The sequence below is a fragment of the Arthrobacter sp. TE12232 genome (assembly GCF_054062615.1).
This window is the reverse complement of the sequence record NZ_JBSSFK010000001.1, coordinates 3207772-3220850: the sequence shown is the minus strand read 5'-3', so window position 1 is coordinate 3220850 and position 13079 is coordinate 3207772. Positions and strand designations below refer to the sequence as shown.

The window sequence follows — 13079 nt, the reverse complement described above, 5'->3', positions numbered from 1 at the left end:
TTCGAAAGTACAGGAGTCATCGTGTCAATAGTCCAGGGTTCCGGCAGACCAACGCTTGCCGCCGTCGCCCGGGAGGCCGGCGTCTCCTCCCCCACGGTCTCCAAGGTCATCAACGGGCGGGAGGACGTTGCCGAGAGCACGCGCACCAAGGTTCTGGCGGCACTTGAGCAGCTGGGCTACCAGTCCACGCATCAGCGCAAACATGCCGAAGGCCGGACCGGGATCGTGGAAGTGGTTTTCGACTCGCTGTACTCCGCGTACTCCGTCGAGGTCCTCAACGGCGTCCTGGAGCAGGCCGCCTCGGTGGACGTCCAGGTACTGATCGATGTGACCGGACACCCAGCCGCCATGACGCTCAGCCCGGAGCGGCGGGCCCAGCGCATCCTGGATGACGGCCGGCTAGGTTTGATTGTGGTGACGTCCGGCTTCAGTACGGCCCAGCTGAGCGCCTTCCGCCGGCGGCACATCCCGGTGGTGGTGATCGATCCGCTGAACCCACCGCCGTCGGAGGTTGTCAGCGTGGGGGCCACCAACTGGGCGGGCGGCAAGGAAGCCACGGAGCACCTGCTCGGCCTCGGCCACCGGCGGATCGCCTATGTTGGCGGACCGGAATCGGCGGAATGCAACCAGGCCCGCCTGCACGGCTACATGGCGGCACTCATGGCCGCAGGAGTGCAGGTCCGGCCCGATTACGTCATGCTGGACAAATTCCGCCCCGAACACGGAATCCGCTCGCTCAAGGCGCTCATGGCCCTCCCAGAGCCCCCGACCGCCATCTTCGCGGGGAGTGACAGCATTGGCCTCGGCGTCCTGGCCGAAGCCCGGCGGCACGGGCTGCGGATCCCCGAAGACCTGAGCGTGGTGGGCTTCGACGGCACGTACCAGGCGGAGCAGTCCATCCCCGCCCTGACTACCGTGACGCAGCCCCTGCAGGAGATGGGCCGCGCCGCACTGCGCGCCGTCCTCCGGCTGGCCAACAACGAGGAGCTCGACTCGCGACGGGTCGAACTCGCCACCCACTTGGTGGTCCGGGAGTCGACGGCCCCTCCCGCCGCCGGGATCCCGACGCCGGACGCGCCGCGGCCGTAGCCGCCGCGGCGGCTCAGTCGCCGGGGTCAATATGGCGGCTCGCCCTCAGGTAGTTCTGCTGGATTTCCGGGTGGAAGTCCGGGGCCGGAGCAGCGTCCACCGCGACGGGCCATGCCGGGCGGTTGCTGCCGTGCGCCCAGGCTGCCTGCACGGCCGCCCCCCGGGCCACGTACTCCCCCGGGCTCGGGACCACCACCGGCAGGTCGAAGACCTGGGCCGCGATAGCCTGCACCGCGGGGTTTTGCACGGCACCGCCGATCAGGAGCAGGCGGGTTGCCGGGCTGCCCTGGGCGCGGAGGGAATCCAGGCCGCCGGACAGCCCGCAGAGCATGCCTTCGAATGCGGCCCGGGCAAGGTTGCTCCGGGTGCTGGAGGCAATGCTGAGCCCATGGAAGCTGGCCTTGGAGTGCGGCAGGTTGGGCGTGCGCTCGCCTTCGAAGTACGGCACCAGCACCACGCCGCCAGCGCCGGGCTCGGCCTCAAGGGCAAGGCGCGACAATTCATCGAAGTCCACACCCAGGATGCCGGCCACGGAGCTGAGCACGCGCGCGGCATTCAGTGTGACGGCGATGGGCAGGTATTCTCCGCTGGCATCGGCGAAGCCTGCCACCGTGCCGCTGGGGTCGGCAACGGCCTGCGACGCCACGGAGAACACCGTGCCGCTGGTGCCCACGGACACCACCACGTCCCCGGCTTTGGCACCCAGGCCCAGTGCGGCGGCCGCGTTGTCCCCGGCACCGGCACCCAACAGGATCCGGTGCCCGGACGCTAATGTGCCGGATCCAGCAGCGCCGGGCAGCTCAGCCTGGGAACCGAAGCACTCAGGGTGGATCTCTCCGGCAGCCTCGCCGGGACCCAGAACGCGGGGCAGAATCACGGTCCCGGAGTCCCCCGGCCCGGCATTCCCGGTAGCTTCCCGGGCATCCCGGCCGAAGGCCAGCTTGAACAGCTCGAGATCGTAGTCGCCGGCGGACGGGCTCCAATAGCCAGTTCCGCTGGCATCCGAACGGTCCGTCGTGAGCTGGTCCAGGTCCGGGCCCAGCGGGCTGGATGCTGCCGGGCCGTAGCCGCGGAGCCGCCACGTCAGCCAGTCATGAGGCAGCGCAACGGCCGCCACCCGATCCGCCAGGTCCGGTTCGTGGTCCCGGACCCAGCGGATCTTCGTGATGGTGAAGGAGGCCACCGGGACCAGGCCGGTCCTGCGGGCAAAGTCGTCCGCCCCCACTTCGTCGGTGAGTGCGGCCGCGGCGGCGGCGGAACGGGTGTCATTCCACAGCAACGCCGGCCGCACCACATTGCCGGCGTGATCCAGCAGCACCATGCCGTGCTGCTGGCCCCCCACCGACAGCGCGCTGACGTCCGCCAGCCCGCCCGCGTCGTCGAACGCTTCGGACAAAGCCTGCCACCAGTGGTCCGGGTGGACTTCCGTTCCGTCCGGGTGGCCGGCCCGGCCCTCGCGGACCAGCTTTCCGGTTTCCGCGTCCAGGACCACCACCTTGCAGCTTTGGGTGGAGGAGTCGACGCCGGCAACAAGGGTCATGGGAGCAGCCGTCACGGTATTAGCGGGCGCCGAGCAGGTGCTCGATGAAGAGCTGCTGCAGCTTGACGAAGCCGAAGCCCTTGCCGCCGAAGTAGGAGTCGGCGTCGAAGTCCTCGTAGGAAGCGCGGTCCGCGCGGAGCTGCTCGTAGCCTTCGCCCGGGTTGAGCGTGGGTTCGTTGATCTCGGCAACGCGGGAGGCCTGCAGTGCGGCCTGGACCTCGGGGTCGGCGCGGAAGGCCTTGGCGCGTTCCTTGAGCAGCAGGTAAGTCTGCATGTTGGCGGCGGCGGAGTCCCACACGCCGTCGATGTCCTCGGTGCGGCTGGGCTTGTAGTCGAAGTGGCGCGGGCCGTCGTAGGCGGGGCCGCCGTCGGGGCCGCCGTTTTCGAGCAGGTCCACCAGGGAGAACGCGTTCTGCAAGTCGCCGTGGCCGAACACCAGGTCCTGGTCAAACTTGATGCTGCGCTGGCCGTTGAGGTCGATGTGGAAGAGCTTGCCCTGGTAGAGCGCCTGGGCGATGCCGTGGGTGAAGTTCAGGCCGGCCATCTGCTCGTGCCCGGTTTCGGGGTTGATGCCCACGAGTTCGGGGCGCTCGAGCGTTTCGATAAAGGCCAGGGCGTGGCCCAGGGTGGGCAGGAGGATGTCGCCGCGGGGTTCATTCGGCTTGGGTTCGATGGCGAAGCGGATGTTGTAGCCCTTGTCCGTGACGTAGTCGCCGAGCAGGTTCACGGCTTCGCGGTAGCGTTCCAGGGCCCCGCGGATGTCCTTGGCGGCGTCGTATTCACTGCCTTCGCGGCCGCCCCACATGACGAAGGTTTCGGCACCGAGCTCAGCAGCGAGGTCAATGTTGTCCAGGACCTTGCGCAGGGCGAAGCGCCGGACGCCGCGGTCGTTGCTCGTGAACCCGCCGTCCTTGAAGACGGGGTGGCTGAAGAGGTTGGTGGTGACCATCGGGACGATCATCCCGGTGGCCTTCAGCGCCCCGGTCAGCCGGTCGATTTCGCGCTGGCGGTCGGCGGCCGAGCAGCCGAAGGGAAAGAGGTCGTTGTCGTGGAAGGTGATGCCGTAGGCGCCGAGGTCGCTGAGCCTGTTGACGGCTTCGACCGTGTCCAGCGGCGGGCGGGTGGCGGAGCCGAACTGGTCCTGGGCCTCCCAGCCCACCGTCCAGAGGCCGAAGGAAAACTTGTCTTCACGGGTGGGCTGAATCGCCATTGAATGCTCCAGATATGTGTGTGCGGTTACTGAGTGGGGATGGTTCAAACTAAATTGTTCTAGAGACAAACATATTATGGATTTTGGTGATGTCAACCACTTGAGCTAGAGATGAACGCGGTACTTGTGCCGCACTCTGGCGAATTTCCCGTTCGGCTGTTATGTTGTGAAACACAGCAAATAAGTGCCAGGTGAGACAAGAACCAGGGCAGCGAGACTCCCGAGTGAAGGATTCAACCGTGATTGATCAGATGGCGACCGGACGCAACTGGGCGGGGAACTTCGGCTACCAGGCACCGCGGATCGCCCATCCGGCGAGCATGGCGGAACTGCAGGACTTGGTGGCCGGCACCGGGAAGGTCCGCGCGCTGGGGTCCCGCCATTCCTTCAACGACATTGCGGACACGGCCGGGACCCTGGTGGTGCTGGACCGGCTCGACGCCGGCATCAGCGTCGATCCGCAGAACATGACCGTCACCGTCAGCGGCGGCACGCGCTACGGGACGCTCGCGGCGGAGCTCCATCGCCAGGGCTTTGCCCTTCACAACCTCGCCTCGCTGCCGCACATCTCGGTGGCGGGCGCCGTCGCCACCGCCACGCATGGCTCCGGTGACGGCAACGGCAACCTTGCCACGGCCGTTGCGGAGCTTGAGCTGGTCACCGCCGACGGCACAGTCGTCACGGCCCGGCGCGGCGACGCCGACTTTGACGGCATGGTGGTGGGCCTGGGGGCACTGGGCATCGTCAGCCGCCTGACCCTGGATATCGAACCGAGCTTCGAGATTGTCCAGAGTGTCTTTGAGGGCCTTGACTGGGAACAAGTCCTGGAGAGCTTCGACGACGTGACGTCAGCGGCCTACAGCGTGAGCCTGTTCACCGACTGGAGCGGGCCCACGGTGGGCCAGGCCTGGCTCAAGAACCGCACGGACCACACGGCGTTGCCCGCCGGATTGCAGGAATTCTTCGCCGGCACGCCGGCCACGCAGGCCCGGCACCCGCTGCCCGGCGTGTCCGGCAGCAACTGCACGCAGCAACTCGGCGTTCCCGGGCCATGGTCGGACAGGCTCGCGCACTTCCGGATGGAATTCACCCCGAGCCAGGGTGACGAGCTCCAAAGCGAATATCTGATCCCCCGCGGGCACGCCGCCGACGCCATCCGCACGATGCGGCGCCTCTCGGACATCGTCACTCCCCTGCTCCTGGTCGGGGAAATCCGCACGATCGCAGCCGACCAGCTGTGGCTCAGCCCCAACTACGGCCGTGACGGCATCGGCTTGCACTTCACCTGGCGTCAGGACGAGCCTGCGGTCACGGCAATCCTGGCCCTCCTTGAAGCGGAGCTGGCCCCGTTCGGCGCCCGCCCCCACTGGGGCAAACTGTTCCACGGCGACGCCGCCAGCCTCGCCCCGCTGTATCCCCGCTTTGCCGACTTCACCGCACTGGCCGGCCGGCTGGATCCGGCCGGAAAATTCCGCAACGCCTTCCTGGACCGCACGGTGTTCGGGCGCTGATAGTGTCACGATGATGCCTCCACGTACCCATCCCTCGGCCCCGGCAGGCGAGCCGGATCCGTCGCGCCGCAACAACTTGTCGTTGTTGACCTCCCTCGTCCATCACCACGGCGTCCTCAGCCGCGCCCAGCTGACCCGGCACACGGGGCTGAACCGTTCCACGGTCGGCACATTGATCGGACAGCTCACCTCGCTGGGGCTCGTCTTTGAAACGGCGCCCGCCGGCGAGGGTCAGGTGGGCAGGCCCAGTCCCGAGGTCCATCCCAGTCCGTCGATTGCTGCGTTGGCCGTCAATCCGGAAGTCGACGCCGTCACCATCGGCCTGGTCAGCCTCGGCGGGAAGGTCCAAAAGAAGATCCGCTTCGAAACGGAACGGATTCCAAGCGCCCGGGAAGCGGTGAATATCGCAGCGGCCGTCATCGCCGGGATGCGGTCCGAGCTGGATGCCTCCTACCGGATTACCGGCATTGGCATGGCCGTGCCCGGCCTGGTTAACCGCGACGACGGCGTCGTGCGGCACGCGCCGCACCTGGGCTGGCGCAATGAGCCGGTCGCCCGGATGCTGAGCGAGGCCACCGGCTACCCGTGTCAGGCCGCCAACGACGCCTCCCTGGGCGCGGAAGCCGAGCTGATTTTCGGCGCCGGCGCCGGTGTTGGAGTTGGTGTTGGTGCTGGTGTTGGTACCCGGCCGGGCAATCTGATCTACCTCAACGGTGGTGCCAGCGGCGTCGGCGGCGGGATCATCGCGGACGGGCAACTGCTCCGGGGGGCCTCCGGCTATGCCGGGGAACTCGGCCACACCTTTGTCCGCTCGGGCGGCACCACCTGCCACTGCGGTGCCACGGGCTGCCTGGAAACCGAGGTCTCCCAAGGCCGCCTCCTCGAACTGGCCGGCTTGAGCAGCGGCGACACCGCCGACCTCGAAAAAGCCCTCGGGAACAGCACCAGCGCCGGGCTCAGCGACGAAGTCGCACGCCAGCTGACCTATCTGGGCATAGCCCTGCGCAACGCTGTGAACATTTTCAACCCCGACGCAATCGTCCTTGACGGCTTCCTGGGAACCCTGCACGCGCTCGCCCCGGGGTCGCTGCAGGCAATGCTGCTGTCCCAGGCAATGGACGGCCCCGCCGGACAGGCAAAAATCTACCGCGCAGCCCTCGGCTCTGATCTGATGATGATCGGAGCCGCGGAACTGGCCTTCACCCCATTCCTGGCAGATCCCGCCGGCACCGTGCCCTCACCCACGTCACAGACAGGCTGACCGTGCAGAATCAGGCAGTGCAACACCAGGCCGTACGGAACCAGCCGGGGCCGCACCAGACACTTTCACCGATGGGCGCGCACTTCCAGCTACAAGCCGCGCTGGGAGGCCGCAGCCAAAAAGCCGTCGTGACGGAAATCGCCGCCAGCCTGCGTGCCCTGGAAATCAACGGCGTCGCCCTCCTGCAGGACTATCCCGCCCAGTCCGCTCCGCCGTCGTGCGCCGGCTGGGTCCTGGTGCCGTGGCCCAACCGGGTGGCCGACGGCAAGTGGACTTACGACGGCGTCCCGCAGCAACTGGAGATCACGGAACCGGGCAACGGCAACGCCCTGCACGGCCTGCTATCCGCCGCCGCGTACAGGGTCGCACACCGGACGGGCGATAGCATCACGCTCACCGCCGACGTCGCGCCCGAACCGGGCTACCCCTTTGAACTTTCGACGGCGGTCCGCTACCAGCTCACCGAGGACGGACTCCTTGTCACCCACAGCCTGGCCAACACCGGCAGCCGGGCAGCCCCGGTCGCCGTCGGGGCACATCCCTTCCTACGGCTGGGTGCCGTGCCGACCGAGGACCTGACGCTCGTCATCAATGCCGACACCCACATCGAAGTCGACCACCGGCTCAATCCGACCGGCGCCACCACGGCTGTCCACGGAACCCGCCACGACTTCCGGGCGGGGCAATTAGTGGGCGCCGTCGCCCTCGACGATGCGTGGAGCAACGTCCGCCGGGACTCGGACGGCTGCTCGCTGCACTATCTGGAGGCCCCCGACGGCAGCCAGGTGCAATTGTTCATGGATGCGTCCTTTGGCTACATCCAGGCCTTCACCACCCCGGTCTTCCCCGGCGCAGACGGCCCGGTCACTGCGGTGGCGGTGGAACCGATGACGGCTCCGGCCGACGCCTTCAACAGCGGCGAGGGGTTGCGGTGGCTGGCCCCCGGCGAGACCTGGGACCTCAGCTGGGGTATCCGCTACCGGCAGCCCTGATCCAGGGAGCCGATGTCCGCTACGCTCCCGGCTCCCACGCGCGAATTCGCCGGAAACTTGCGAATTCGCCGGAACTTTCCGGCGAACGGGCAGCTTTCCGGCGACTTCGGCCGTGAGTGGCCCGTTACCCGCGTCACATGTCCCCCGACGGCGCATCGTTGCCAAACCACGCGCTGAGCAGCAACCACACGGTCCACACCACCATCAGGACAATGCCTGCCAGCGTGGGAATGGTGTTGGCCGGGGAGAAGCCTTCGGCCCCGATGATCCAGCCCTGGGCGAGGTACGCGATGCCGGAGAGCGCCATGAGGTAGCCGATCAGCCGGGAGACGCGGCGTGCTCTGGCAACCACGGCGCCGGTCAGGAACAGGGCCGTGCCCAGCATGAAGCTCTGGTAGCTGCGCATGCCCCACTCCAGCCACCGGATACCCTCGGCGGTCGCGAACCGGGCAGCCTTCTCCGGTTCCGCCGCGGCAGCCCACGCGTCCACGGCATGCTTGAGGGCGACCCCGTCGACGGCTTGGAGCGCGGCATACAGTGCCAGTGCCGCGACCGCCGCCACCGCGCCGAACCGGGCCGTCCAGGCCATGGCCCCGTCCGGCGTTTTCAGGACCACCAGCAGGACCAGCAGCCCCGAGATGAGAAGCGCCATGCCGACGAACTGGCCGAGATGGACGGCCGTCCAGATGCCGCTGCGGGCGTACTCCGCGAACGTCGCAGGGTGGTCGTTCGCGCTGGCCGAATCGGCGTGGAACAGCCCGGCAACCACGGATACCACGAAACCGGCAAACGCCAAGGTGGCGGCGAGGCGCAATGAGCCACGGTGCGGTGACAGGCGCCCCGGTTCGGCCGGAGCCGCCGGAGGGCTGTGGCTGTCTTCTGTTCCGAACTTCTTCATGGGCACCGCCCGCTTCGTGCCGACGCGCAGGTGCGCGCTGTATTCGCCTAAGCGCAGGCTACGCCGGTCACGCCCGCGATGCCACGGCTCGTTGCTGCCGCGCACTTTGCCAGCGCACAGGCCCGGAACTTCTCACCGTCGTTACTCTGGCACTCGCAAACTCGATAAGCCCGGCCTGTTAACGGCTGGGGGTGTCCTTCAGCGGGATTTCCTGAATCACCCAGCGGTTGCCGTCGGGGTCACTGAAATACGCGAAGGCAAACCCGCCCATGTCTTGGGCCTCACTGACGGGCGCGCCTCGTTGGAGCAGCTCGCTCCGCGTGGCAGCCATGTCCGTCACGACCAGTTGGAGACCTTCCAAGCTACCGGGAACCATGCTGGTCATCCCGGTTCCGATGACAATGGAGGCTGCCGAGCCGGGCGGGGTGAGCTGGACGACGCGCATTCCGGGTATGTGTTCGACGTCGTGATCCAGCACGAAGCCGAGCTTCTCAGTGTAAAAGGCCTTGGCCCGGTCCACGTCTGAGACGGGTATCTGGACGACCTCGAGGCGGAGTTCCATGACCGCTACCCTACGGCACAACCGGGCACGGTGCTCAGGGATCTTCATCGATCTTGCGGTCCCCGTTGCAGGAGTCGAAGGCTCCCACGTCCATTCCGTGCGGATCGAATCCGACGACGGCGGGGCGGCCCGCCGCCGTCCTCCGCGGGGCGCGCCTAGCCAACGTTCTGCGCGGCAAGCCGTGCTTTGATCCGCTCCGAGGCATCGAGAAGTGATGCCTCGTTGATGGAAGCGGCCGCGCCGGCGTCGTTGCCTCGCGCAGCCGTGATCAAGCCCTGCTTATACCGCCACAGGGAGTCATCGCCTGCAGTATCCAAGGAACCCCGAGGCGTGATCTCTCGATCTACGCCCTCGATGACTACTCCCGCACCAAACACGTGATGCACAACCGCGGACGCTGACTCCGGGAAGCACGGTCTCACGGGAAGCACCAAGTCGTTGAAGACCTGCCCGGGTTCCTGCCGGGCAGGTCTTCAACGGGAAATTTCTTCCCAAAAAGATAACGAGGTGGAAAATTCCTGCTATGATGATGAGTAGCACCACACCGACATCACGCTCGGCGGTCAGGAAGTCTCAGGGCTGAAGGCGTCAGGATGATGCGGCCCGGGCAAAGCCTACCCGCTCGAACACCATGGAAGGGAACGACGACATGACTCGCGAAGAAGCCTTCGCACATTGCCCCTCAGACTCCTATGTGGAGTTCTACGGGAACCAATGGCTCATCATTCCGTTTGCGCGCGTCGTACAGCCAGCCTTCTTCGACTGCACTCCAGGACTTCGACTCACCCGCGCCTGAGATGCTCCCGGGAATGAAGCAAACTACTGCGTGACCTACTGCCCCTCCGGCCCGATGCTCGGCACAGACGGAACAAACCCGGTGGAATTCGAGAGGCGGGCAACGACAGGGCCTATCTGGATTCCGTCCCGTCGTGATTGAGTGAAGCATGGCCGCACCGATAGAAGATTATGCGCTGCTATCCGATCTTCACACCGGACCTCTTGTTTCCCTGCAAGGCAGCGTGGATTGGCTGTGTTTCCCTCGTTTCGACTCGCCGTCGGTGTTTGCCGCCCTACTCGGGAGCGAGGAACACGGCCGATGGCTGTTGGCGCCGAGCCCGCCAGAGGCCGTCGTGATTGATCGTCACTATGTGGACTCGACGTTCGTACTCCAGACAACGTGGCAGACCGACACCGGACGGGTGTTGGTGACGGAATTCATGCCCGTTGGTGACCGACGTTCGCGTCTTGTCCGTCGCGTGACAGGACTGAGCGGGACCGTCCTCATGCGCCAGGAGATAAGAATCCGACCCCAATACGCCACCGTGTTGCCCTGGGTAAGCCGGGTCCTTGATAGCGCGGCGGTTCGGCGTGCGGAGATACTGCTGGCCATGTCGGGTCCGGACGCGCTCGCCTTACGGGGAGACTACCTTCCGATGGCCGAAGGTCACCGGCATGCCGGGGAGTTTACGGTTGCACAGGGGCAGACCGTGGACTTCGAACTGACATGGTTCCCCTCACACGAGGATGTGCCGGCGGCCATCGATGTCGATGCTGCCCTCGAACTCGCAGTGGACTACTGGACCACCTGGGCCGGCAATTGCCGCGATGACGGCAAATACGGCGGGGCAGTGAAGCGGTCACTGCTGGTGCTGCGTGCGCTCACCCACTATGAGACCGGCGGCATTGTCGCGGCGCCCACCACTTCCCTGCCTGAAGATTTTGGGGGTACGCGCAATTGGGACTACCGCTACTGTTGGCTGCGCGACGCGTCCTTGACGTTGGAGGCCATGTTGACGCATGGCTATGAGACCGAGGCCCTCAAGTGGCGTAACTGGCTTTTGCGGGCCCTCGCCGGCGATCCCGAGGACCTGCAAATAATGTACGGTGTGGGGGGCGAACGGGACCTGACGGAAAAGGAGCTGCCCCACCTTCCCGGATACCGGAATGCCAGACCGGTGCGAATCGGTAACGCCGCCGTATCCCAGTACCAAGCCGATGTGGTCGGCGAAGTGATGGTGGCTCTTGAAAGACTTCGTCTCGCCGGGGGCAAAGAGGATCATTTCTCCTGGGCACTTCAGCGGGCGCTGCTTGGATCCGTGGAAAATCACCTCGAGGACAAAGACTTCGGCCTGTGGGAAGTGCGTGGCGATGCCCAATATTTCACCCACTCCAGAGTCATGATGTGGGCTGCCTTTGACAGCGGGGTGAGGGCCGTTCGGGACCACGGACTGCCGGGTCCTGTGGAGCAGTGGGAGAGACTCCGTGAGAACTTGGCCGCGGAAGTCGTCGATCTCGGATTCAACCGGGACCTCAACTCGTTCACGCAAACCTACGGCGGCCAGCAGACCGACGCCGCCCTGCTGGCCTTGCCGCAGGTTGGCTTCCTGGCCTATGACGATGAGCGCATGCTCAGCACCGTCGCCCAGCTGGAAAGGGAGCTGCTCACCGCGGAGGGACTGCTGCTGCGCTACCGCACTGAGACGGGCGTTGACGGATTGGAACCGGGTGAGCATCCATTCCTCGCGTGTTCCTTCTGGCTGGTGGAACAGTACGCTCGCTCGGGCCGCCGGACCGACGCCGGGAACCTGATGGACATGCTGGTGGGACTCTCCAACGACCTCGGCCTGCTCAGCGAAGAATACTCAATGAAGGACAATCGGATGGCGGGAAACTTTCCCCAAGCCTTCTCCCACCTGACCCTGGTGCGGGCCGCAGACGCCATGCACGGCGTCGACCGCCTAAGCCTCCAACCGAAGCATTGAACCAATGGGCAGCCGGACGCAATGCGGGGTCGTTACTGCAGGTACCTGAAGACGCCGTAACTATAGGAGACGACAGGACAGGCCCACCCGTGAGGCTTCGCGCCGAAGAATGCCCGGCTCCCGTGCCTGGAGGTGTCTCGAAAGAAGGCGCGAGAGCCGCAGCCAAGGCATAGGAGGTGGCTTCTGTGGCGCGTCCTCCAGGCCTTAGGTTTGGCCGCGAAATCCTGGGCGTCCCATTCCTTCCCGTCCAGCAAACACAATGCCCGCTTCACGGTCTTGCCTGCACGCGATTAGTTGGTGAAATGCCCCTCTTGGAACAAAGATCATGCGGCCCGCAAGTCACGACAGGAGCGGGCGTGGAGAGGGCCGGCGCTGTGCCAAGGGTTCCCTCTCCACGCCTCTGTACCTGTCGCCCTCCACAGTTGCGTTGGGCGTTCACTGCGGCTTAGAAGATCGCGCGCCGGGTGCCGCCATCAACGGACACAGCGGCACCCACAGTCGCCGAGGCCTGGGGTGAGCTGAGATAAACGACCAGGTTGGCGACTTCGTCTGTCGTGGCCGCGCGTCGCAGCAACGATGTGGGCCTGTGTTCCCGTACGAAATCATCTGTCTGCTCCTGGGCGGAGAGCTGGGAATCTCCCCCCATCTTCACGACAAAATCGGAGACGCCTTCTGAGAATGTCGGTCCGGGCAGGACAGAGTTGACGGTGACGCCGGTCCCGGCAGTCAGTTCCGCCAGACCACGGGAAATGCCCAGCTGCATCGTTTTTGTTGCGCCGTAGTGCATCATCTCGGGCGGAATCTGCAACGCTGATTCGCTCGAGATGAATACAACGCGACCCCAGCCGTCCTTCATCATTCCGGGGAGATACTGGCGGGCCGTCCGAATTCCGGTGAGGACGTTGACTTCGAAATACCGGATCCATTCGTCGTCATCGATGTCGAAGAACGACTTCGGCTCAAAGATGCCCAGATTGTTGATCAGGATGTCCACGGCAGGGAGCGCACTGAAGAGTTTGGCAGTTCCCTCCTCTGTGCAGAGGTCAACCGCAAGCGGTGTGAGTCGTCCCGGCAGGTTGAGGTTGTTTACGGCCTGGGCAGCCTTCTCCACCCGCTCCTGATTGCGACCCGTGATTGTCACGGTGGCTCCCGCTGCAGCGAGACCCTTGGCGATGGCCAGGCCTATCCCCTGGCTGGACCCTGTTACCAGGGCTTTCTTGCCCGCAAGATTGATGTTCATGTGATTCGCCTTCT

Annotated in this window: 10 protein-coding genes; 5 read left to right on the top strand and 5 right to left on the bottom strand. The window is 65.7% G+C overall.

Annotation, left to right across the window (positions count from 1 at the left end):
* The first annotated feature begins 18 nt into the window (after positions 1-18).
* A complete protein-coding gene (locus ACVWZ7_RS14290) occupies positions 19-1089 on the top strand; it encodes a LacI family DNA-binding transcriptional regulator (RefSeq protein WP_425547212.1) in 1071 nt (356 codons plus the stop codon).
* Between the two features lie 13 nt (positions 1090-1102).
* Here the strand turns inward: ACVWZ7_RS14290 and xylB are convergent, their stop codons facing one another.
* Positions 1103-2629 carry a xylulokinase gene (gene xylB / locus ACVWZ7_RS14285; protein WP_456508258.1) on the bottom strand — a complete coding sequence of 509 codons (1527 nt, stop codon included), beginning with the start codon at positions 2627-2629 and terminating at the stop codon, positions 1103-1105.
* Positions 2630-2648: 19 nt separating this feature from the next.
* Positions 2649-3839 carry a xylose isomerase gene (gene xylA, locus ACVWZ7_RS14280; RefSeq protein ID WP_456508257.1) on the bottom strand — a complete coding sequence of 397 codons (1191 nt, stop codon included), beginning with the start codon at positions 3837-3839 and terminating at the stop codon, positions 2649-2651.
* Positions 3840-4090: 251 nt separating this feature from the next.
* Between xylA and ACVWZ7_RS14275 the strand changes: the two genes are divergently transcribed.
* The 3 genes from ACVWZ7_RS14275 (at position 4091) to ACVWZ7_RS14265 (ending at position 7603) form a co-directional block, all read left to right on the top strand.
* Positions 4091-5350, top strand: coding sequence for an FAD-binding protein (locus tag ACVWZ7_RS14275; protein WP_456509117.1), 1260 nt, complete (start codon positions 4091-4093; stop codon positions 5348-5350).
* A gap of 10 nt (positions 5351-5360) precedes the next feature.
* Positions 5361-6611, top strand: coding sequence for an ROK family protein (locus ACVWZ7_RS14270; protein WP_456508256.1), 1251 nt, complete (start codon positions 5361-5363; stop codon positions 6609-6611).
* 71 nt (positions 6612-6682) lie between these two features.
* Entirely contained in the window at positions 6683-7603 is a 921-nt protein-coding gene (locus ACVWZ7_RS14265; RefSeq protein ID WP_456508255.1) for an aldose 1-epimerase family protein, read from the top strand.
* 133 nt (positions 7604-7736) lie between these two features.
* On the opposite strand, the gene ACVWZ7_RS14260 is transcribed toward ACVWZ7_RS14265, so the two are convergent.
* Complete coding sequence (locus ACVWZ7_RS14260) at positions 7737-8501, bottom strand: DUF4386 family protein (protein WP_456508254.1); 765 nt, start codon at positions 8499-8501, stop codon at positions 7737-7739.
* Positions 8502-8679: 178 nt separating this feature from the next.
* Positions 8680-9063 (bottom strand): VOC family protein, encoded by a 384-nt coding sequence (locus ACVWZ7_RS14255; protein ID WP_344366782.1) that lies wholly within the window; start codon positions 9061-9063, stop codon positions 8680-8682.
* A gap of 944 nt (positions 9064-10007) precedes the next feature.
* Between ACVWZ7_RS14255 and ACVWZ7_RS14250 the strand changes: the two genes are divergently transcribed.
* The gene (locus tag ACVWZ7_RS14250; protein ID WP_456508253.1) at positions 10008-11825 is read left to right on the top strand and encodes a glycoside hydrolase family 15 protein; all 1818 of its coding nucleotides are present in this window, start codon (positions 10008-10010) and stop codon (positions 11823-11825) included.
* A gap of 445 nt (positions 11826-12270) precedes the next feature.
* On the opposite strand, the gene ACVWZ7_RS14245 is transcribed toward ACVWZ7_RS14250, so the two are convergent.
* Complete coding sequence (locus ACVWZ7_RS14245; RefSeq protein WP_456508252.1) at positions 12271-13065, bottom strand: SDR family NAD(P)-dependent oxidoreductase; 795 nt, start codon at positions 13063-13065, stop codon at positions 12271-12273.
* Positions 13066-13079 lie beyond the last annotated feature (14 nt).

Bases quoted from the DNA above. Each gene is read 5' to 3' on its own strand.
- xylB (WP_456508258.1), bottom strand. From the start codon at position 2,629: ATGACCCTTGTTGCCGGCGTCGACTCCTCCACCCAAAGCTGCAAGGTG.
- xylA (WP_456508257.1), bottom strand. From the start codon at position 3,839: ATGGCGATTCAGCCCACCCGTGAAGACAAGTTTTCCTTCGGCCTCTGG.
- ACVWZ7_RS14275 (WP_456509117.1), top strand. From the start codon at position 4,091: ATGGCGACCGGACGCAACTGGGCGGGGAACTTCGGCTACCAGGCACCG.
- ACVWZ7_RS14270 (WP_456508256.1), top strand. From the start codon at position 5,361: ATGATGCCTCCACGTACCCATCCCTCGGCCCCGGCAGGCGAGCCGGAT.
- ACVWZ7_RS14265 (WP_456508255.1), top strand. From the start codon at position 6,683: ATGGGCGCGCACTTCCAGCTACAAGCCGCGCTGGGAGGCCGCAGCCAA.
- ACVWZ7_RS14260 (WP_456508254.1), bottom strand. From the start codon at position 8,501: ATGAAGAAGTTCGGAACAGAAGACAGCCACAGCCCTCCGGCGGCTCCG.
- ACVWZ7_RS14255 (WP_344366782.1), bottom strand. From the start codon at position 9,063: ATGGAACTCCGCCTCGAGGTCGTCCAGATACCCGTCTCAGACGTGGAC.
- ACVWZ7_RS14250 (WP_456508253.1), top strand. From the start codon at position 10,008: ATGGCCGCACCGATAGAAGATTATGCGCTGCTATCCGATCTTCACACC.
- ACVWZ7_RS14245 (WP_456508252.1), bottom strand. From the start codon at position 13,065: ATGAACATCAATCTTGCGGGCAAGAAAGCCCTGGTAACAGGGTCCAGC.